The following is a 20,645-nucleotide window of genomic DNA, read 5'->3' as shown; positions in this document are numbered from 1 at the left end:
TCTGAATGGCGCTCCGGCCTCACGCGCGGGCCCGGCCCACGGTCGTCGTCGGCACGTTGTAGCCCTCCAGCCGTACGGCCGGCCTGCCCGAGGCGAGGGAAGCGGCCGGCCAGGACAGCGTGACGGTGCGGGACTCGCCGGGGAGCAGCCAGAGGTAGTTGTCGCCGTACAGCGTGGGCAGGACCCGGTGCCCGGACCCGGCGTCGAGCAGGGAGAGCCGCACCATCGCCGCGACCGTCGTGCCGCGGTTGCGTATGCGGGCGGTGAGGCCGTGGCGGTCGCCCGAGTGGTCCGTGTCGGTGATCTCCACCGACACCCTCGTCCGCGCGACCTGGTTCAGGGCGCGCATGTCGCCGGCCTCGCGGTACCGCCAGTAGGTGTTCTCGGCCAGCAGCTCCCCGCGCGCGTCCACCAGGCGCAGCCGCAGCAGATGGAGGCCGGGCAGGTCGTCCGCACGGCTCGCGGTGAACGCCGGCGCGGTCGACGAGGCGGCGACGTCCACGGTCGCGCGCTGCTCGGCGCCGAGCCGGCGTCCGGAGAGGTCGTAGCGGCGCGCCGAGAGGGTCGCACCCGAGATACGGCGGGGGGTGTGGTTGACCGCGATCACCTCCCCGCTCACCGGATCGGCCTGCGCATGCACGGCCTCGCTCGCCTTGCGGACCCCGTAGTAGGCACCGTTGACGTCGAAGTCGTAGTCGTACGTCTGCCACACCGTGCTGTACCAGGCGGGATGGGACATCCACAGCATCAGCCCGCTCGCGTCGTCCCACAGCCGGGCGTTCCACGCCTCGAACATGGCCCGGAAGTTCTCGTAGTTGACGAACTGCGCCTTGCGGCAGAAGTCGTCGAGGTCCTTCGCCTCGCCGAGTCTCGCCTCGATGGCAGCCCGGTAGTTCTGCGGTGCCTGGTTTCCGCGGGTGCTCCAGTCGTGGTAGTACCAGGCGCCCTTGACGGGCCACTCCGGCTCGACGCCCACGAGCCGGCGCATGGTCTGCGCGGTCGGCAGCACCGGCATGCCGATCTCGGTGTGGAAGCCGAAGCTGCCGCTGCCGTAGGTGGTCGCGGAGGAGTAGCGCTGCGGTTCGACCCAGCCGTACGGGCCGCCGCCGGAGACGATGCCGCCCGCCGAGTTGTTCTGGTACAGCAGATCGGGCGCCTCCGCGCTGACCGCGGCGCGCATGCCGTCGTCGACCGGGCCGGGAGGGTTGCCCTCGTTGGCGCCGCACCACACGACGATGCTGGGGTGGCTGCGGTAGCGGCGCACGGTGTCCTGCGCCACGCGCAGGAAGGCCTCGTGGTCGGGCGGGTCCATGGCCCAGGCGTTGGGGAAGTCGTTCCAGACCAGCAGGCCGTGCTCGTCGCAACTGGCGTAGAACTCCTCGCGGTTGCTGGACCCGAGCCAGTTCCTGATCATGGTGAAGTTCATGTCGCGGTGCATCCGCACGGCCGCGTCCATCCGCTCGGCGGGCATCCGCCGCAGCAGCTCGTCCCAGCCCCAGTTGCCGCCCCGGCAGAACACCCGGACCCCATTGACGCTGATCTTGAGCGGCACGGTCGAGTTGTCGACGGACTTCACGTCCGTCCAGTCCTCGCCGTCGTCGGACACCTGGACGGTGTACTTCTTCGCGTACGCCTGCTCCCACAGGATGACCACGCGGTCGAACGTCACCCGCTCGCCCAGGTCGACCTGGATCGACTGCTCGTCCTCGTACGCCGAGGACCAGCGGGTGCCCGGATCGCCGTCCACGGCGTTGGCCGCTCTGCCCCCCACGCCCTCCTCCGAGGACGCGGTGGCCGCCTTGCGCAGCGCCAGGTCGGTGCCGGGGGAGGAGCTGTTCACGACCGACAGGTTCCACATCGACGCGCCCCAGCTCGTCGCCCGGCTGTGGCACAGCACCCGGACGTGGCGCGCGGTCCGCGCCTCGAATTCCACGTTCTGAAGGGCCGCCGCGCCCGCGGTGCGGAAGGGGAGCGGAGCAGCGGTGTTGTCGACGGCCGAGGCCTCCCGCCAGTCGGTGCCGTCGTCGGAGACCTGGACGGTGTACGTCTTCGCGTACGCCTGCTCCCATGTGACGACCACGCGGTCGAAGGACACGGCGGCGCCGAGGTCCACCTCGATCCACTGCTCGTCCTCGAACTCGGACGACCAGCGCGTCTTCGGATCGCCGTCCGTCACGTTCCCGGGCCGATGGGCAGGGTCGTCCACGGACGACGACGTGGCAGGCTTGTGCAGGGCCAGGTCGGTGCCGGGCGACGTGCTGTCCACGACCGACAGGTTCCACATCGACGCGCCCCACTCGGTGGCCCGGGTGTGGCACAGGATCCGCACGTGACGTGCCTTCTGCCGGGCGAACTCGACGGTCTGTGCGTAGGCGTCGCCGCCGGACTGGAAGGTGAGCGGGACGTCGTACTCGTAGCCGAACTGGCGGATGCCGAACCGGGTCGTGCGCCGGTCACTGACCTCGCCCGCGACCGAGGCGGTGAGGGTCAGGCGGTGCAGGGCGGGCTCACCGTAGCCGTTGGGCCACCACAACTTCGGCTTGCGGATGCGCAGTTGCGGGTGATCGGCCGGGCTGAAGGCGACGTCGGCCGTCTCGCCCGCGGGAACCGTGACCGTCCGGGTCAGCCGTACGTCGTCGAAGGCGGCGGAGACGGTGACGCTCCGGGCGGCGGAGGCCGCGTTGCGCACCGGGACCACCACGGTCAGCTCGGCCGTGCCGGTGTCGGGCAGGTCGGGCAGCCGGGTGTCCACGCGCGGGTCGCCGATGACGGCCGCTCCCGTCGAGCGGAGCCGGACGTGGTTCCAGATCCCGGCGGCCCGGTCGCGCACCGCCGGCATCCAGTCCCAGCCCGAAGCGGCCAGATACGTCGGCGAGTTGCGGTTCATCATGTTCGCCCCGGCGTCCACGAACGCCAGACCGGCCGGACCCTTGTCGCCGGGGCTGCCCGGGTACGGCATGGGCTTGATCCGCACGGCCAGGGCGTGATCACCGCCGCCGGTCAGGAACTTCGTGACGTCAAAGGCGGCGCGCGCGAAGGGGAACACGACGGTGCCGAGCCGGCTGCCGTCGAGCCACACCTCGGCCTCGTGGTTGACGCCGTCGAACTCCAGCCAGACGCGGCGCCCGATGCCGGTGCGCAGTCCCTTGGGCAGGCGGAACTCACGTCTGTACCACCAGGCGTGCCGGGAGAGAGCCTCCGGTACGTGGAGGTTGTTGAAGCCGGCGACCGGGTCGGGCAGATGCCCCTGGTCCACCAGGGAGGACAGCACGGTGCCGGGCACGGTGGCCGGCAGCCAGCGGCTGGTGTCCACCGACGGCTCCGACAGGTCGGTGCCCTCCCCGCCGGCCCAGTCGTCCATCGTCAGGTCCCAGCCGGACTCCAGCGGTACGGTGCCGTCCGCGGCGACCTTCAGCGCCTCAGGCGTGCGGTGCCGGACGCCCCAGTCCGTCCAGCCGGTGGCGTCCGGGCGGCGCTCGCCGCACGTGCCGTACACCTGGAGGCCGTTGAGGCCCAGAGGGCTGGCGTTGGAGCGCTTGTGGACGGTCATGCGCACCCACCGCGCGCTGACCGGCCGGGGCAGCGCGATCTCCACGACGCCGCCCCGGCCGGACTCGGTGCGGTACACGGACGTCCACGACTCGCGGTCGCGCGAGGTCTCGATCACGAAGCCGACCGCGCAGCTGGACAGGATCTCCTGTCCGGTGGTGTTGTCCCGCGGATTGCCCCCGGGCGCGTCGACGTAGGGCGGATCGTCCACCGTCGCCTCGAAGGTGAGCCGCATCGACTCCACCTCGCACAGCGCCTGGAGATCGACGCAGATCCACTGCGGGTCACCGCCTGCGGCACGCCAGCCCGTCCCGCGCACCCCCACGCCGTCGAGGCCGTCCACCGCGAACTCGGCCGGCGTGGGGGCATAGTCGGTGGAGGAGACCGACACCGGTCGGTACGCGGCGAGTTCGCCTCGGGCGCGAGCCAGGCGCGGGTGGCCGGTTCCGGCCGCGGCGGCGCCGGGCGGCAGGCTCATGCCGATCCCGAAGCCCGCGAGGAGGGTGGACCCGGCGGTGAGTACGGCACGGCGGGACGGCACAGAAGGCTGATCCGGCATGGGACAAGGGCTCCGATCAGGGATGTCCGGTGAACGAGGCGACCTGTAAGCAGGGCTGTGACAACGTTGTCGAGCGGTGGCTGACAACGTTGCCAAACCCTGCACCGCGGGCGTGAGCCCGTCAAGACTTCCAGCACGGCCGAATCCGTGTTTCTTTAAATTAGTAATTAATATTGACAGGGTTCCGGCCGCGCGCCACAGTCATCGCCGTGACGCCGACGGCCCCGGCCCCCTGCGCGGCCCGCGTCACACCTCCTCCTGCTTCCCAACCTCCTGGAGAGGCACGTGACTTCACTCACCCTCGCGACCGCGATCTCCGTGGTCCTGACCGCGTCCGCGACCCCCACCGCCACCGCGCACACCGCCGTGGACCAGGGCGCGCCCGCCTACTACGACAGCGGACTCGCCCCCACGCCGTACATGGGCTGGAACACCTACTACGGGCTCGGCGCCCCCACCGAGAAGGAGGTCAGGGCGGTCGCCGACAAGCTCGTCAGCAGCGGGCTGCGCGACAGCGGCTACGACATCGTGTGGCTGGACGGCGGCTGGCAGGCCGACAACCCCCGTGACGCGCAGGGGCGGTTGACGGCCCACCCCGACCGCTTCCCGTCCGGCATCCCGGCCCTGGTCTCCTACCTCCACCGGCGCGGACTGAAAGCCGGCATCTACACCGACGCCGGCACTTACGACGGCGGCAAGACCTGCGGGCTCGGCAGCCGCGGCCACTACGACCAGGACGCACGGCAGTTCGCCGACTGGAAGGTCGACGCGATCAAGGTCGACTTCCTGTGCGGCATCGGGGCGAAGCTCGATCCCGGGCCCGCGTTCAAGGAGTTCAGCGACGCCGTCGCCAAGTCCGGCCGCAGGATGCTGCTCAACCTGTGCAACCCGCTCACCGACGACTGGGGCCTGCCGCACACACCCGAGCAGGACGCGCACAACACCTACGCCTACGCCCCGACCGTCGCGGACTCCTGGCGCACCGGAACGGACATCGCGTGGGGTACCCCGAGCCCCGGCCAGTGGCCCAACGTGCTGCGCAACATGGACGCCAACGCCTGGCACCCCGAGGCTCAGGGGCCCGGTCACTACAACGACCCCGACTACCTCATCCCGATGCGCCGCATGACCGACGGGTCGTACGAGCTGACGCAGGAGGAGTCCACCACCCAGTTCGTGATGTGGGCCGAGATGGCCTCGCCGCTCGTGCTCGGCTCCGACCCGCGCACCCTGTCCGAGTCGATGATCAGGACCCTGCGCAACCCCGAGATCATCGCCGTCAACCAGGACCCGCTCGCCGTCCAGGGCGTCCGTGTCGCCACCGACTCCGTGGGCGACGTCTACAGCAAGGTCCTCTCGGGGCAGGGCCGCCGCGCGGTCGTCCTCCTCAACCGCTCCGACCAACCGGTCGAGCGCACCGTGAACTTCGCCGACGCGGCGCTGGGCGGTGCGGTCAAGGTGCGCGACCTGCGGGCGCGTGCCGATCGTGGCACGCACACCGGGTCGTACACCGTCGAGGTCCCCGCCCACGGCACCGCGTTCCTGAAGCTGACCGGCGCGGACACTCTGCCCGGCACCGGCCTGGGGGAGAAGGCCACCGCGAGCCCGGCCGTGGTGCGCGCCGGCGACACGCTCAGCACCTTCTTCCGCGGACCCCGCGGAAACCTCGTGCAGCACTCGGCGTCGACGAACGGCAGCGGAACGCCGCGTACCAGGGACCTCGAAGGCCCGGCCAGGGGCGGGATCCTCGGCCAGCCCGCCGCCTACGCGTCCGTCGGCGGCCGTATCGACGTCTTCGTGCGCGGCGCCGACTCCCGTGTGTACCGGCGGGTGTTCGCCGACGGACGCTGGGGTGGCTGGCAGAGCCTGGGCGGACGGGTGACCGACGCGCCGTCGGTGGCGTTCACCGACCCCACGCACTGGACCCTCGTCGCGCGCGGTGCGGACGGGCGGATCGTGCAGCGCGGGCCGTCTTCGAGCTGGTCGTTGCTGGGCGCGCCGGGTGACCGGCCGACGTACGGCAGGCCGTCCGCGGTCGTCGACGCGCAAGGGCGGGTCCATGTCGTCGTGCGGACCTCGGCGGACGACGTGTGGACGCGGACGCGGGACGCCTCGGGGGAGTGGTCGCAGTGGACCTCGCTCGGCGGAACCGTGAGCGGCAGCCCCACCCTTGTCGCCGTGGGGGACGCAGTTGTGCTGTACGCGCGGGCCGGTGACTACACGCTCTGGCAGCGGCGCTACGACGGTGCGGCCTGGCAGGGCTGGTCGAAGCAGGAGGAGTTCCCCAGTGCCGCCTTCGAGGGCTCGCTCGGAGCGGTCGCGGGGGAGGGCGGCGCGGTCGACGCCGTGTTCCGCGGGGTCGACGGATACGTCCACCGGACCCGGTTCAAATAAATTAGTAATTAATCTTGACGTGGTGGAAGCGCCACGCGAACCTGGATCCGCCGCGCGGACCCACAGGGAGCCCTCCATGACCAACCCTCAGCCCAGCCGACGGCGCTTCCTCGCCGGACTCGGCGCCGCCGGGACGGCCTCGCTGCTCAGCGGCTGTGTCACGTCCACCTCCTCCTCGAAGTCCTCGTCCACGGGCGCGGTCACCCTCCAGTCCAACCTGTCGGCGCCGCAGGCCAAGGCGGCGATGGAGGACATCGTCGCCGCCTACGGCAAGAAGGACGCCGGGAGTGTCAGCCTCAACACGGTCGCCGCGGAGACGTTCCGTACCCAGCTGCCGACGTACCTGACCTCCGCCAACCCGCCGGACGTGTACACCTGGTACCCGGGCTCGGTGGCGGACGCCTACGCGAAGAAGGACCTGCTGCTCGACCTGGGCGAGCTCTGGGACTCACCTGACCTGGGGCGCTACTCCAAGGCACTGAACTCACTGTGCACCGCCGGCTCCGGCAAGAAGGTCTTCGTGCCCACCACCTACTACTGGTGGGGCATGTTCTACCGGAAGTCCAACTTCGCCAAGTGGGGCGTGCGCGAGCCGAAGACCTGGGACGACTTCCTAGACCTGTGCGACAAGCTCAAGAGCAAGGGCGTCGCCCCGATCGGGCTGGGCGCCGGCGGCAACACCGCCTGGGTGGCCTCCGCCTGGTTCGACTACCTCGACATCCGCATCAACGGCGCCGAGTACCACCGCCAACTGCTCGCCGGACAGCACCGGTTCGACGACCCCGAGGTGCGCAAGGTCTTCGACCGCTGGCAGGAAGTGCTGCCGTACTTCGACCCGAACGGCACGGCCGGCGCCTTCCAGGACGCCACGACCGCGCTGCTGAACGGCCGCAGCGGAATGATGCTGATCGGCACCTTCTTCGCCGACGCGGCACCCAAGGACGCCCTCGACGACATCGACTTCTTCCGCTTCCCGGTCATCGACGCGAAGGTCCCGCTCGCCGAAGAGGCCCCCACCGACGGCTACTTCGCCAGCGCGCGCACCGGACGCCGCGACGGGGTGCTCGACCTGCTGGGCTACCTCGCCACGGCCGAGGCGCAGGAGATCTACGTCAAGGGTTCGTCCGGCACCGCGCTGCCCTGCCACCCCGACGCCGCCGACGCCGGCACCGCGCTGGTGAAGAAGGGCCGTAAGCACATCGAGGAGGCCGCCGAGATCACCCAGTACTTCAACCGCGACTCCAGCGACGCCCTCCAGCCCACCGCCGACACCGCGCTGACCAAGTTCCTCGCCAAGCCCAAGGAGATCGGGAGCATCCTCACCGACTGGCAGCGCGACGCCGAGAAGATCTGGAACGCCTGACATGGCCGTCCTGACCGCCCCCCATCGCAAGCTCCCGGTCCCGGCGCCGTCCCGTGGCGGCCGGGGCCGGGGACCGCGGCGCACACCCCCGCTGGTGGTCGCCTTCGTCCTCGTCCCGCTGCTCGCCGAGGCGGTGTGGGTGTTCTGGCCCGCGCTGCAGGGCTTCTATCTCGCCCTGACCAGCTGGGACGGCGTGTCGGCACCGAAGTTCGTCGGCCTGGACAACTTCCGGGAGATGGCGGGGGACGACATCTTCCGCGGCGCGGTCGGGCACACCGTGCTGTGGCTGGTGCTGTTCGGCGGCCTCTCCGCCCTGCTGGGCCTGGCCGCCGCCCTGCTGCTCCAGCAGGAGCGGCGCGGCATCGGCTTCTACCGCGCCGCCCTCTTCCTGCCCGTCGTGTTCTCCCTGGTCGCCACCGCCCTGGTCTGGCAGGCCATCTACCAGCCCGACGGCGTCCTCAACCAACTCCTGGAGTCGGTGGGCCTCGGCAGCCTGCGGCACGCCTGGCTCGCCGACCAGGACACCGCCCTGTACGCGGTCATCGTGCCCGCGCTGTGGCGGCAGATCGGCTACGTGATGGTCCTCTACCTCGCCGGCCTCAAGGGCATCGACCCGGCGCTGTACGAGGCCGCCAAGGTCGACGGTGCGAGCGCCTGGCAGCGCTTCCGGCATGTCACCCTGCCCCAACTGCGCAGCGTCAACGCGGTCGTTCTGTCCGTCATCGTCATCGACTCGCTGCGCTCCTTCGACGTCGTGTGGTCGCTGACCCGCGGCGGCCCCTACCACTCGTCCGAACTGCTGAGCACCTACATGTACTCGACCGCCTTCCAGTCCCTGCGCCTCGGATACGGCTCCGCCCTGGCCGTCGTCATCTTCCTGCTGGCGTTCGGCGTCATCGCCTCCTACCTCGTGCGCGCCTTCCGGGAGGCCGACTGATGGCGACCACCCGTACCGACGCCACCCGTACCCCGGCCACGCGCACCTCCACCGGATCCGCGGCGCTGCGCCGCCGCCGTACCGCCACCGCGGGATTCCACCTCGGCGCCGGTGCGCTCGCGGTGCTGTGGCTGCTGCCCATCGTCCTGGTCCTGGTGACCAGCCTGCGCTCCTTCGACGACATCGCCGCGCACGGCCTGGGCAGTTGGCCCCGCTCCTTCACCCTGGACAACTTCCGGCTGGCCTGGGTCGACGGCGGCCAGCAGCGCGCCCTGATCAACAGCCTGCTCGTCACCGTCCCGTGCGTCCTGGTGACGCTGGCCCTGGCGGCCATGGCCGCGTTCGCCCTCAGCCGCTACGAACTGCCCCTGCGCCGCTCGCTGTTGCTGCTCATGCTCGGCGGCAACCTGCTCCCGCCGCAGATCCTGCTCATCCCGGTGTCCAAGCTGAGCGAGCTGATGGGCGTCCACGACACCCTGACCGCGCTCATCGGCGTGCAGATCGGCTTCGGTGTCGGGTTCTACGTCTTCGTCCTGCACGGCTTCATGCGGGCACTGCCTGCCGAGATCCAGCAGGCAGCGGTCGTCGACGGCGCCGGACCCTGGCAGATCTTCTGGCGGATCATCCTGCCGCTGACCCGGCCCGCCCTCGCCGCGCTGAGCGCCCTGTCGTTCACGTGGATCTTCAACGACCTGCTGTGGGCGATCACCGTGCTGCGCAGCGACACCAAGATGCCGATCACCGCCGCCCTCATCGGACTCCAGGGCCAGTACGTGTCGATGTGGAACGTGATCGCCGCCGGCTCCGTCATCGCCGCCGCGCCCACCGTCGCCGTGTTCCTGCGGTTCCAGCGGCACTTCGTGGCCGGCCTCAACCTGGGAGCGGTGAAGTGACCTCGCACCTGCGCTGGACCCTGCGCACCGAGCACACCAGCTACACGGTCCGCCTCTCTCCGCAGGGCCCGTGGGCCGAACTCGACGCCTGGGGCCCGCTCGGCGTCGAGCACGGGCCCTGTGCCTTCGACCGCTCCAGGCGGACCCACTTCATCACGCCCGCCGACGCGGCCCCCGCCGAGTATCTGCCGCACGGACTGCGGCCGTTCACCGGCACCGACCTCATCGCGGCCCGCCCGGGCGAGGAGCGGGGCGTGTGGTGGGACTTCGACGGAGCGGAGGAAGAGGAGGGGACGCTCCGGCTCGCCTTCACCGACGAGACGCTCGGCCTGCGTACGGTCCTCTGCTACGAGACCGTGCCGGGCACGGACGTGATCCTCCGCTGGACCGAGCACACCGGCAGGGAGGAACTACGACTCGAGCGGTTCGACTCCGGCGCAGTGAACATCCCGGTGACCGGCGCGGCCCGGCTCACCTACCTCACCGGCCAGTGGTCGCAGGAGTTCCAGCGCACCCAACTCGACCTGCCCAGAGGGACGTTCACCATGGGCAGCCTCCAGGGCGCCCCCGGACACGCCTACGCGCCCTGGCTCGCCGTGCAGGACGGGGACGCGCAGGCCACGTACGGCATCGCACTCGAATGGCCCGGCAACTGGCACATCACCGCCGAGGCAGAGCCGGGCGGTTCGGTGCGCGTGCGCGCCGGACGGGTCCCGCACGAAGGCGCGGTCCTCCTCGCGCCCGGAGACACCCTCGTCACTCCCCGCCTCGCCTGCGCCTTCAGCCCCGACGGACTCGACGGGCTGTCCCGCGTCTGGCACCGCTACGAACGCCACCTCGCCGGCGACCGGCTGCACCGCCCCCGCAAGGTCCTCTACAACTCCTGGGAGGCCACCGGCTTCGACGTCGACGCCGCCGGACAGCTGGAACTGGCGAAGGCGGCGGCGGACATCGGGGCCGAGCTGTTCGTCGTCGACGACGGGTGGTTCACCGGCCGCGGCGACGACACCGGTGGGCTCGGCGACTGGTATCCCGACCCGGCCGCCTTCCCGCAGGGCTTCGACCGGTTCGTCGACGAGGTACGCGGCCTGGGTCTCGACTTCGGGCTGTGGGTCGAGCCCGAAGCGGTCAGCCCCGGCAGCCGCCTCCACACCGAACATCCCGACTGGGTCTACCGCATCGACGGCCGGCCCGCCCGACTGATCCGCAACCAACTCCTGCTCGACCTCGGCCGCACCGACGTCCAGGACTTCGTGATCCGCACCCTGGACCGGCTCCTCGGCACCTACGACATCAGCTATCTGAAGTGGGACATGAACCGCCCGCCCACCGAGCGCGGCCGCCCCGGCGCCGGGCCCGCCGACCGCCTCGACCTGGACGCCGAGCACGTCCACGGCTACCTGCGCGTCCTCGACCACCTGCGCACCACCCACCCCCACGTCACCGTCGAGGGCTGCGCGGGCGGCGGCGCCCGCGTCGACCACGCCACCCTGGCCCGCACCGACGTCGTCTGGCCCAGCGACAACACCGCCCCGCTGGACCGGCTGTCCATCCAGTACGGCTTCCTGCACGCCCACGCCCCGCACGTCATGAGCTCCTGGGTCACCGACGCGCCCGGCGTCTTCGACCCGCGCCCGCGCAGCCTCGCCTTCCGCTTCGTGAACGCCATGTGCGGGGTACTGGGCATCGGGGCCGACCTGCGGGCATGGACGCCGGAGCAGCGGACCGAGGCCGCGCTGTGGGTCGCCCGCTACAAGGAACTGCGCGAGGTCATCCACCACGGAGAGGCCCGGCTGCTCGGCTCGCCGGCCGACGCCACCTGCGGGGTGCAGTACGACGCGGGGGACCGCACGGTCGTCGCCGCGCTCGGCACCGGACGGCTCGACGTTTCGCCGCTCGTGCCCGGCCGCCCCGACCGGCTTCGGCTGCGGGCACTGGAGCCGACGGCACGCTATCGGGACACCGCCACCGGGACGACGTACAGCGGCGCCCATCTGCTGCACTACGGGCTGCCGTTCGCCTGGAGTGCCGATCATGATGCGGACCTGGTGGTACTGACACGTCAGTGAGCCGCATATGTTTCCCGCACGGCCTGTCCCCGCTCACGGAGCATGCGCGACACGCTCACGAAGGAGTCGATCACGATGGACCGCTTCACCGGCCGCACGGCCGTCGTCACCGGTGCGGCCTCCGGTATCGGCGCCGCCACCGCCGCACGCCTCGCGGCGGAGGGAGCCGCCGTCGTCCTCGCCGACGTGTCGCAGGAACGCGGCACGGCGGTCGCCGAACGGATCGTGAAGGACGGAGGCCGGGCCCGGTTCGTGCGGGCCGACGTGGCGGCGGAGGACGACTGGCAGCGGATCGTGGCCGCCGCCCACGACTTCGGACCCGTGGACGTCCTTGTCGGCAACGCCTACACCGTCGACGTCGTCCCGGCCCACGAGATGACCCTGGAGTCCTGGCAGCGGCAGCTCTCCGTCAACCTCACCGCGAGCTTCCTCGGCTTCCGGGCGCTGCTGCCCGATCTGCGGGCCCGGCGCGGAGCGACCGTGCTGACCTCGTCCGTCCACGCCCGCGTGGGCATCCCCGGCCACCCCGCCTACGCCGCGTCCAAGGGCGCGCTGCTGTCCCTGTGCGGTCAGCTCGCCGTCGAGTACGGGCCCGAGGTCCGCGTCAACGCCGTCCTGCCGGGCCCCATCCTCACCGCCGCCTGGGACCGGGTGCCGCCCGAGGACCGCGAGCGCAGCGTCGCCGAGACGGCCGCCCGCCGCTTCGGCACCCCCGAGGAGGTGGCCGCGGCCATCGCCTTCCTGAGCGCCGACGAAGCCGCCTACATCACCGGCACGAGCCTCGTCGTGGACGGCGGCTGGAGCGTCCTGAAGGCGTCCGCATGACCACCGCCGTCCCCACTCCCCAGCAGAAAGGCTGTACGACATGACGCCCTACGCCCGCCGCGGCGTGCACGGCCAGACAGTGGAGGCCCTCGCCCGCCGCATCCTGGGCGGCCGGATCCCCGAGGGAGCCACGCTCGACCTGGTGGCGCTGCAGAGCGAGTTGGACGTCAGTCTCACCGCCCTGCGCGAGTCCCTGAAGGTCCTCGCCGCCAAGGGGATGGTCGACGCCCGCCAGAAACGCGGCACCTTCGTCAGAGCCCGCGCCGACTGGAACCTCCTCGACGCCGATGTGCTGCGCTGGCAGTTCGAGGGCGCCGACCTCGCCACCGACGCCGACCGGACGCTGCTGGCCGACCTCGCCGAAGTACGCGCCATCGTCGAACCGGCCGCCGTGCGCCTCGCCGCCGAGCGCCGCACCGACGCCGACCTGGCCGCCCTGGACGCGGCACTGGAGACGATGGGCGAGCGGGGCTCCGGCCCGGGGCAGGCCGTGGAGGCCGACCTCGCCTTCCACCGCGCCCTGCTCCGTGCCACCCACAACGAGCTGCTCCAGCGCATGGAGATGGTCATCGAGCCCGGCCTCGCCCACCGCGACCGCATCGTGCACAGCCACCCGCACAGCGAGGACCCCGTACCGGCCCACCGGGCCGTCCTGGACGCCGTACGCGACCAGGACCCGCAGGCCGCGGAGACGGCGATGCGGGCCCTGCTCGTCCAGGCCGGACGCGACCTGGACCGGATCGACGGACCCGACGACACGAAAGGCAACGGCGGTAAGTGAAGATCACCCGCATTGAAACGTTCCTGGTCCCGCCGCGCTGGCTGTTCTGCCGGATCGAGACCGACGACGGCGTGGTCGGCTGGGGCGAACCCGTCGTCGAGGGACGGGCCGAGGTGGTCCGTGCGGCGGTGGACGTCCTCGCCGAGTACCTCGTCGGCCAGGACCCGCTGCGCATCCAGGACCACTGGCAGGTCCTCACCAAGGGCGGCTTCTACCGCGGCGGCCCCGTCCTGTCCAGCGCCGTCGCCGGCCTCGACCAGGCCCTGTGGGACATCGCCGGAAAGACCTACGGCGCCCCCGTGCACGCCCTGCTGGGCGGCCCCGTGCGCGACCGCGTCCGCGTCTACGCCTGGGTCGGCGGCGACGAACCCGCCGAGCTCACCGAACAGATAGCCGCCCAGGTCGAGGCCGGTTTCACCGCGGTCAAGATGAACGGCGCCGGCGCCACCTCGCCGATCGGCACCGCGGCCGAGACCGCGGCCGTCGTCGCCCGCGTGGCCGCCGCCCGCGAGGCACTCGGCCCCGACCGCGACGTCGCCGTCGACTTCCACGGCCGCTTCACCGCCGCGGGCGCCCGCCGGGTCCTGGCCGAACTCGCCCCGCTGCACCCGCTGTTCGTCGAGGAACCCGTCGTCCCCGAACACGGCCATCTCCTGCCCGGCCTGGTCGCCACGACCCCGATCCCCCTCGCCACCGGCGAACGCCTCTACTCCCGCGCCGAGTTCCTGCCCGCCCTCACCGCGGGCGTCGCCGTGGCCCAGCCCGACCTGTCGCACGCCGGCGGCATCTCCGAGGTCCACCGCATCGCCTCCCTCGCCGACACCTACGGCGCCCAGCTCGCCCCGCACTGCCCGCTCGGCCCGATCGCGCTGGCCGCCAGCCTCCAAGTCGCCTTCGCCACCCCCAACTTCCTGATCCAGGAACAGAGCCGCGGCATCCACTACAACAAGGACGCCGACCTGCTGTCCTACCTCGCCGACCCCGCGCCGTTCCGTTTCGTGGCCGGCCACGCACCGCTGAACGACGCCCCGGGCCTGGGCATCACCATCGACGAGGCGGCCGTACGGGCGGCCGACCGCACCGGCCACGCCTGGCGCAACCCCCTCTGGCGGCACGCCGACGGCTCCTTCGCCGAGTGGTGACGACCGTGCCGGCCATCACCACGGACCCCGCGCACGGCGGCCGCTGGACGTCCCTGCGTTCGGCGGGCCGTGAATGGCTCTGGCACCGTTCGGCGCCGGAACGGGACAAGGCCGTACCGGGTGACGCGTTCGTGGACGCGGGCGGCCTCGAGGAGTGCATCCCCACCGTCCGCGGCCTCCCCGATCACGGCGACGTCTGGTCACGCCCCTGGACCCGCACCGGCGACACCGAACACGTCGAGTGCGAGTCCTTCGCCCTCGCACGGTCCATCCGCGAAACGCCCGACGGCACCCGGGTCGACTACACGCTCACCGCACGGCCCGGCTTCCGCTTCGTCTGGGCCGCGCACGCCCTGCTCGACCTCTCCCCGCACGCCACCCTGCGCATGCCCGCCGGCGCGACCACCCGCCTGTTCCCCGAGGCCGCCCCGCTCCTGGCCCGGGCCTGGCCCGCCGGGGCACCCTGGATCACCGGCAGCTGGCCCGCGCCCCACGGACTTCCCCTCGACCGGCTCGGTCCCGACGACGGCACCGCGGTCGGGGCGATCGTCGATTCGGCACGCTGCTGCGTCCACGACGACCGCGACCGGCTCGCCCTGGAGCTGGTCGCGGACGGACAGCCCGTGTCGACCGCCCTGTGGCGCAACCTCGCCGGGTACCCCCAGCCGCACCCGTACCGGAGCACGGGCGTGGAACCCATGCTCGGCCGCGTCTTCGACCTCGCCGATGCCGGCCCCGACGACGCCGCACGAGTGCCGGCGTCCGGCGAGGTCCACTGGCGTCTCACGCTCACCGGGGCCTGCCGCTGCCCCTCGACCCCGGCACAGAAGGAGCACCGTCCGTGGACCTGACCGCCGCGCTCGCCACCCACCGCCTGGTCGCGATAGTGCGGGGCGGCGACCCCGACGCCGCCCTGCGCACCGTGCTGGCCCTGGCCGAGGAGGGCGTCGAACTCATCGAGGTCTCCCTCGCCGCCCCGGACGCCCTCTCCGTCATCGAACGCGCCCGGAGCACGCTCGGCCCGGACCGACCCCTCGGCGCCGGCACCGTCCTCACCGCCGAGGACGCCCGCGCCGCCCACAGCGCCGGAGCCGACTTCGCCGTCACCCCCGGACTCGGCGACGGCGTCCGCGCGGCGCGCGAGCTGGGCACGCCGGTCCTCGCCGGCGTGCTGACCCCGACCGAAATCATCGCAGCCCAGGCCATGGAAGTGGCCGCGCTGAAGGTCTTCCCGGTCGCCGAGGCCGGGGGAGCGGCCTATGTGAAGGCCCTGCGCGGCCCGTTCCCCGACGCCGCGTTCGTTCCGGTGGGCGGAGTCGACGAGGACGTCGCCCGTGCCTGCCTCGCGGCCGGGGCGATCGCGGTCGGCGTCGGCTCCCCCCTCGTCGGCGACGCGGCCGACGGCGGCAGCATCACCGCCCTCAGGGAACGCGCCCGCACCTTCCGCAAGGTCGTGGAAGAGGCGACGCGATGACCGCAGAACTGCGCCCCACCCGACCCGACCGGCTCGAACTCGGCGAGGGCATCCGCTGGACCGGCTCCGGCATCGTCCTCGTCGACATCCTCGCCGGCCGTCTCCTGTCGGCCCCGGACGACCCCACGGCACCCCTGCACACGGTGGCCCAACTCCCCTTCCCCCTGGGCGCGGTGGCACCCCTGGCCGGGCACGACGGCACCTGGATCGCCGCCGCGGACACCGGCATCTGCGTCCTGAGCCCCGACGGCACGGTCGACTGGCTGGCCCGGCCGGAGGACAACGCCCGGACCGCCATGCGCATGAACGACGCCGTCGCCGACCCGTTCGGCCGCTTCTGGGCCGGCAGCATGGCCTACGACGCCGAGGAGGGCGCCGGTTCGCTGTACCGCCTTGACCGGGACGGCACGGTCGTACGGGTGCTGGAGGGCATCACCGTGCCCAACGGGCCGGCGTTCACGCCGGACGGCAGCGTCATGTATCTCGCCGACAGTGCGCGGGGCGTGGTCCGGCGCTATCCCGTGGACCCCGTGACGGCGGACCTCGGCACACCCCAGGAATTCGTCACGATCGGCGAGGGCAGCCCCGACGGCATGGTCGTCGACGTCGAAGGCGCCGTGTGGATCGCCGCCTGGGGCACCGGCACCGTCCGCCGCCACCTGCCCGACGGCACGCTCGACCGCACCCTGCGGCTGCCCGCGCGGCAGCCGGCCGGGCTGTGCCTCGCCCACGACGTCCTGCACATCACGACAGCCCGGGTGGGCCTTGCCGCACCGGGCCCGGACGACGGAGCCCCGTTCAGCGCCCGGGTGCCCGTACCGGGCACGCCGACGCCCGCGGCTCGGATCGACCTGGCCCGTGTTGCTGCGACCGGCGGGGGGCCGGCGAGGCCGACCACCGTCGCAGCCCCGGCAAGGCCCACTGCCGTCGGGGACCAGGCGTGATCGCCGGGCGTCCGTCCGGTCCGGCAGCCGTAGGGGCATCCGCGACTGCACCCGCTGAGGCGTCCGGCATGACCGCCGCGTCGCCATCCGGTCGGGCATCCGGCACGCCGGCCTTCCAGGCATCCGGCACTCCCGCCCCTCAGGCATCGGGCACGACCGCCCCCTGGCGCCCCACCCCGGGCCCGGTCGTCTGTGTCGGCGAGACGATGGCGGCTCTGGCCCCCGACCCACCGACCCCGCTGGTGGGCGCGGCGGACCTGCGGCTGTCGGTGGCGGGAGCCGAGTCGAACGTCGCCATGTACCTCGCCGACCACGGCATCCCGGTGACCTGGCTCTCCGCGCTCGGCGACGATCCCCTGGGGCACCGCGTGCGCACCGCCGTCGCCGCCGCCGGTGTCGACGTGTCGCACGTGCGCACCGACCCCCACCGGCCGACCGGCCTGCTGGTGAAGGACCCGGGCCCAGCCGGAACCCGCGTGCACTACTACCGGCGCGGCTCGGCCGCCTCCGCCCTGGGCCCCGAGGCCCTGGACAGCGAGCCCCTGCGCACGGCCTCCCTGCTGCACCTGACCGGCATCACACCGGCGCTGTCCGAGCCGTGCCGTCAACTGGTGACAAGGGCGCTGACCGCCGAGGGCGACGCACGCCCGTACGCGGTGAGCTTCGACGTCAATCACCGCGCCGCCCTGTGGCCGGACGGGTCGGCCCCGACGGTGCTGCACGAGCTGGCGGACCGGGCGGACGTCGTCTTCGTCGGCTTGGACGAGGCACAGGCCCTGTGGGGCGAGAAGCTGACACCGGCGGACGTACGGGAGCTCCTCCCGCGCCCGCACATCCTCGTGGTCAAGGACGGGGCGAACGCCGCGACCGCGTTCAGCGACGAAGGAACGGTCACGGTGCCGACGCCGCGCACGACGGTGGTGGAGGCGGTCGGCGCCGGAGACGCGTTCGCGGCCGGCTTCCTCGCGGGGCTGCTGCGGGGCGGGACCACGGCACGCGCCCTCCGACTGGGCCACATCACCGCCGCCTCCGCCCTCCAAGTGACCGGAGACCACGGGCCGTTGCCCGACCCGGAGGACTTGGAAACGCTGCTCGGTCTCTCGGCGCGGGAGTGGGCGGAGCGGGCCGCGGGCATGCCCCCGGCCTGAGCCGGGCCATGCCCCGGTGGGCCTCCGCCCCAGCCGGGACCCGGCTCGACGAGCGGTGCGGCATTTACCTCCCTATGCTCCATTTGTGTGACGAACATATTCGATGAGCTCGTGGAGAAGCAGCGCGCGGCCGAGCAGGCGCACCATCGCGTGGAGGAGCTGCGGGGCATGTACGGGCCGCCCGCTCAGGAAGGCGGCTGGAGCCCGCGGCAGACCACCACGTACAACACGGCGTGGCGCGCCTGGCGGGACCTGGCTCGTGATCTGCGGACCGCCGTCGCCGACTACGCGAAGGCGCAGGGCGAGCCGCGCAGCGATGTCGAGGCGCAGGTGAGGAAGGCCCTCCTGCAGCGGGAGCCGGGCGACGTCGGCGCGTAGCCGACGCGCAAGGGACGAAGATCCGCACAGCCTGGCTCCGCGGAACTCTTGACGCAGTCAGTCTCGTTACGAAACTCTGAAGGTCACGAGTGTTTCGTCGGGGATGGAGTGGGTGCGGAGTGGAGTGGACGGGCGCACGCTATGCGGATACGCCGACGGTCGAGGTGCGGACGTGGGTGGACGCGCCGCCGGACCGGGTGTGGGAGATCGTCTCCGATGTGACGCTGATGCCGGACATGAGCGATGAGCTTCAGTCGGTGCACTGGCTCGACGGCGCGGTCCGGCCCGCCGTGGGTGCTCGGTTCGTCGGCAGGAGCAGGCACGAGTCCCTGGGGGAGTGGGAGACCACTTCGCATGTGATCGAGTGCGAGCCTCCGCACGTCCTCGCCTGGGCCGTGTCCGACCCTGCCAGCCCCTCCGCCGTCTGGCGCTTCCGCCTGGAGTCCAAGGACGGCGGAACCGAACTGGCCGAGTGGATGCAGATGGGGCCCGGACGGTCCGGTCTGTCGTTCGCCATCGACAGCATGCCGGACAAGGAACAGAAGATCGTGTTCGTACGCCTGCGTGAGTTCGAGCGCAACATGACCGTCACGCTGGGGCAGATCAAGAAACTGGCGGAGGCGTGATGAGGGCCGCGATCACCGTCGAGGCGTCGGGTCTCGGCTCCTGGACCCGGCAGGCGGACTTCGTCGTCGAGGCGGAGAAGCTGGGCCTGGACATCTGCTGGGTGGCCGAGGCATGGGGCTCGGACGCGCCCTCCGCCCTGGGCTACTACGCCGCCCGCACCGAACGCATGCTGCTGGGCTCCGGAGTCATGCAGGTCGGGACGCGCAGCCCGGTCGCGCTCGCGCAGACCGCGATCACCCTCTCCAACCTGTCCCAGGGACGCTTCCTGCTCGGCCTCGGCCCCTCGGGCCCGCAGGTGATGGAGGGGCTGCACGGCGTTCCCTTCGCCCGCCCGCTGGCGCGCGTCCGCGAGACCGTGGAGATCGTGCGGCAGGTCCTGGCCGGCGGCAAGATCGACCACTCCGGCACCGAGTACCGCATCCCGCTGCCCGGCGGCGACGCCGTACCGATGAAACTGTCGATGCGGGCCGAGCACCCCGTGCCGCTGTACCTGGCCGCACTGTCACCGGCCATGCTCCGGCTGACCGGCGAGGTCGCCGACGGCTGGCTCGGCACCAGCTTCGTGCCCGAAGGGGCGGCGGGTGCCTACTTCGCCCACCTGGACGAAGGGCTGGCGCACGGCGGGCGCGTCCGGGCGGATCTGGACGTCTGCCAGGGCGCCGAAGTGGCCTTCGCCGCCGACGAGGACGCCCTGAGCGCCATGGTGACCGGGCGCAAGAAGGAACTGGCCTTCAGCCTCGGGGGCATGGGCTCTACGTCCACCAACTTCTACAACCGCGCCTACAGCAGGCAGGGCTGGGCCGAGGTCGCCGCGGAGGTACGGCAGCGCTGGCAGGCAGGCGACCGGGACGGGGCGGCCGGGCTGGTCACCGACGAGATGGTCCTCGCGACCACGTTGATCGGCACCGAGACCATGGTCCGGGAGCGGCTGCGCGTCTGGCGCGACGCGGGCGTGGACACCGTCCGCCTGTACCCGGCCGGCGCGGACCTGGCCGCCCGGCTCGACACTCTGGGCCGTGCGATCGAGCTGGTCCACGAGGCCGGAGTACGGCCATGAGCGCGCGGACGTCCTTCGCGAACTGGCCCTGCTCCATCGCGCGGACCCTCGACGTGGTGGGGGACGCCTGGACCCCGCTGGTCCTGCGGGAGGCGTTCTACGGCTGCCGCCGCTTCGACGAGTTCCAGGGGGAGTTGCGCATCGCCCGGAACACGCTCACCGACCGGCTGCGCCGCCTGGTCGAGGCGGGGCTGCTGGAGCGACGACTCTACGAGAGCGAGCCGCCCCGCCACGAGTACCTGCTGACGGAGCAGGGCAAGGACCTCTTCCCGGTCCTCGCCGCGATGGCGAGCTGGGGCGACCGCTGGCTCGCCGGGCCCGAGGGGCCTCCGGTCACCCTGCACCACGAGGCCTGCGGTCACGACGGTCAAGCGGAGGTGGTGTGCTCCACCTGCCGCGAGCCGCTGCACGCCGACGACACGACGGCACGGATGGGCCCCGGCTACCCGGACCACCTGAAGTCCCGGCCCGACGTACAGCGCCGCTTCGCAAAGGACTGATTCGG

The 20,645-nt window shown here is 72.2% G+C and carries 17 protein-coding genes; 16 read left to right on the top strand and 1 reads right to left on the bottom strand.

The features are described from left to right. Positions 1–19: 19 nt before the first annotated feature. Positions 20–4,108, bottom strand: a complete 4,089-nt coding sequence (locus OHT51_RS03110) for a discoidin domain-containing protein (protein ID WP_328877314.1) — start codon at positions 4,106–4,108, stop codon at positions 20–22. 285 nt (positions 4,109–4,393) lie between these two features. Here OHT51_RS03110 and OHT51_RS03105 point away from each other — a divergent pair, with 285 nt between their 5' ends. The 16 genes from OHT51_RS03105 to OHT51_RS03030 all read left to right on the top strand — a co-directional run bounded on the left by OHT51_RS03105 (position 4,394) and on the right by OHT51_RS03030 (position 20,640). Next, a complete protein-coding gene (locus OHT51_RS03105) occupies positions 4,394–6,502 on the top strand; it encodes a glycoside hydrolase family 27 protein (protein WP_328877313.1) in 2,109 nt (702 codons plus the stop codon). Positions 6,503–6,578: 76 nt separating this feature from the next. Then, positions 6,579–7,865: an ABC transporter substrate-binding protein gene (locus OHT51_RS03100; RefSeq protein WP_328877312.1), complete on the top strand. Its 1,287-nt coding sequence runs from the start codon at positions 6,579–6,581 to the stop codon at positions 7,863–7,865. A 1-nt stretch (position 7,866) separates the two neighbouring features. Then, positions 7,867–8,802, top strand: a complete 936-nt coding sequence (locus OHT51_RS03095) for a carbohydrate ABC transporter permease (RefSeq protein ID WP_328877311.1) — start codon at positions 7,867–7,869, stop codon at positions 8,800–8,802. Beyond that, entirely contained in the window at positions 8,802–9,695 is an 894-nt protein-coding gene (locus OHT51_RS03090; RefSeq protein ID WP_328877310.1) for a carbohydrate ABC transporter permease, read from the top strand. Before OHT51_RS03095 ends, OHT51_RS03090 begins: the two co-directional genes overlap by 1 nt. Beyond that, on the top strand, positions 9,692–11,764 hold the full coding sequence (locus tag OHT51_RS03085) for an alpha-galactosidase (RefSeq protein WP_328877309.1): 2,073 nt from the start codon (positions 9,692–9,694) through the stop codon (positions 11,762–11,764). Before OHT51_RS03090 ends, OHT51_RS03085 begins: the two co-directional genes overlap by 4 nt. A 42-nt stretch (positions 11,765–11,806) precedes the next feature. Next, the gene (locus OHT51_RS03080) at positions 11,807–12,589 is read left to right on the top strand and encodes an SDR family NAD(P)-dependent oxidoreductase (protein WP_443052386.1); all 783 of its coding nucleotides are present in this window, start codon (positions 11,807–11,809) and stop codon (positions 12,587–12,589) included. 40 nt (positions 12,590–12,629) lie between these two features. Further along, the gene (locus tag OHT51_RS03075) at positions 12,630–13,370 is read left to right on the top strand and encodes a FadR/GntR family transcriptional regulator (protein ID WP_328877308.1); all 741 of its coding nucleotides are present in this window, start codon (positions 12,630–12,632) and stop codon (positions 13,368–13,370) included. Further along, a complete protein-coding gene (gene dgoD / locus OHT51_RS03070; protein ID WP_328877307.1) occupies positions 13,367–14,512 on the top strand; it encodes a galactonate dehydratase in 1,146 nt (381 codons plus the stop codon). Before OHT51_RS03075 ends, dgoD begins: the two co-directional genes overlap by 4 nt. A 5-nt stretch (positions 14,513–14,517) precedes the next feature. Next, the gene (locus tag OHT51_RS03065) at positions 14,518–15,363 is read left to right on the top strand and encodes a hypothetical protein (protein ID WP_328877306.1); all 846 of its coding nucleotides are present in this window, start codon (positions 14,518–14,520) and stop codon (positions 15,361–15,363) included. Further along, positions 15,354–15,986 carry a bifunctional 4-hydroxy-2-oxoglutarate aldolase/2-dehydro-3-deoxy-phosphogluconate aldolase gene (locus OHT51_RS03060; RefSeq protein WP_328877305.1) on the top strand — a complete coding sequence of 211 codons (633 nt, stop codon included), beginning with the start codon at positions 15,354–15,356 and terminating at the stop codon, positions 15,984–15,986. The genes OHT51_RS03065 and OHT51_RS03060 overlap by 10 nt, the downstream gene beginning before the upstream one ends. Then, positions 15,983–16,930 (top strand): SMP-30/gluconolactonase/LRE family protein, encoded by a 948-nt coding sequence (locus OHT51_RS03055; RefSeq protein WP_328877304.1) that lies wholly within the window; start codon positions 15,983–15,985, stop codon positions 16,928–16,930. Before OHT51_RS03060 ends, OHT51_RS03055 begins: the two co-directional genes overlap by 4 nt. A 206-nt stretch (positions 16,931–17,136) precedes the next feature. Then, entirely contained in the window at positions 17,137–18,078 is a 942-nt protein-coding gene (locus tag OHT51_RS03050) for a sugar kinase (protein ID WP_443052692.1), read from the top strand. 87 nt (positions 18,079–18,165) lie between these two features. Beyond that, positions 18,166–18,456: a hypothetical protein gene (locus OHT51_RS03045; RefSeq protein WP_328877302.1), complete on the top strand. Its 291-nt coding sequence runs from the start codon at positions 18,166–18,168 to the stop codon at positions 18,454–18,456. A 119-nt stretch (positions 18,457–18,575) separates the two neighbouring features. Continuing rightward, positions 18,576–19,082 carry an SRPBCC family protein gene (locus OHT51_RS03040; RefSeq protein ID WP_328877301.1) on the top strand — a complete coding sequence of 169 codons (507 nt, stop codon included), beginning with the start codon at positions 18,576–18,578 and terminating at the stop codon, positions 19,080–19,082. Further along, a complete protein-coding gene (locus tag OHT51_RS03035; RefSeq protein ID WP_328877300.1) occupies positions 19,082–20,140 on the top strand; it encodes an LLM class flavin-dependent oxidoreductase in 1,059 nt (352 codons plus the stop codon). Before OHT51_RS03040 ends, OHT51_RS03035 begins: the two co-directional genes overlap by 1 nt. After that, positions 20,137–20,640, top strand: a complete 504-nt coding sequence (locus OHT51_RS03030; protein ID WP_328877299.1) for a winged helix-turn-helix transcriptional regulator — start codon at positions 20,137–20,139, stop codon at positions 20,638–20,640. Before OHT51_RS03035 ends, OHT51_RS03030 begins: the two co-directional genes overlap by 4 nt. The last annotated feature ends 5 nt before the right edge of the window (positions 20,641–20,645 follow it).

The sequence above is a fragment of the Streptomyces sp. NBC_00299 genome, from assembly GCF_036173045.1.
Lineage (GTDB): Bacteria > Actinomycetota > Actinomycetes > Streptomycetales > Streptomycetaceae > Streptomyces > Streptomyces machairae.
The sequence above is the reverse complement of the archived record's forward strand: the minus strand, read 5'-3'. Positions and strand labels throughout refer to the sequence as shown.

What these genes read in the sequence shown, in the direction of transcription:
- OHT51_RS03035 (WP_328877300.1), top strand. Translation starts at nt 19,082, where the DNA reads ATGAGGGCCGCGATCACCGTCGAGGCGTCGGGTCTCGGCTCCTGGACC.
- OHT51_RS03075 (WP_328877308.1), top strand. Translation starts at nt 12,630, where the DNA reads ATGACGCCCTACGCCCGCCGCGGCGTGCACGGCCAGACAGTGGAGGCC.
- OHT51_RS03050 (WP_443052692.1), top strand. Translation starts at nt 17,137, where the DNA reads ATGGCGGCTCTGGCCCCCGACCCACCGACCCCGCTGGTGGGCGCGGCG.
- OHT51_RS03100 (WP_328877312.1), top strand. Translation starts at nt 6,579, where the DNA reads ATGACCAACCCTCAGCCCAGCCGACGGCGCTTCCTCGCCGGACTCGGC.
- OHT51_RS03030 (WP_328877299.1), top strand. Translation starts at nt 20,137, where the DNA reads ATGAGCGCGCGGACGTCCTTCGCGAACTGGCCCTGCTCCATCGCGCGG.
- OHT51_RS03095 (WP_328877311.1), top strand. Translation starts at nt 7,867, where the DNA reads ATGGCCGTCCTGACCGCCCCCCATCGCAAGCTCCCGGTCCCGGCGCCG.
- OHT51_RS03110 (WP_328877314.1), bottom strand. Translation starts at nt 4,108, where the DNA reads ATGCCGGATCAGCCTTCTGTGCCGTCCCGCCGTGCCGTACTCACCGCC.
- OHT51_RS03055 (WP_328877304.1), top strand. Translation starts at nt 15,983, where the DNA reads ATGACCGCAGAACTGCGCCCCACCCGACCCGACCGGCTCGAACTCGGC.
- OHT51_RS03090 (WP_328877310.1), top strand. Translation starts at nt 8,802, where the DNA reads ATGGCGACCACCCGTACCGACGCCACCCGTACCCCGGCCACGCGCACC.
- OHT51_RS03080 (WP_443052386.1), top strand. Translation starts at nt 11,807, where the DNA reads ATGCGCGACACGCTCACGAAGGAGTCGATCACGATGGACCGCTTCACC.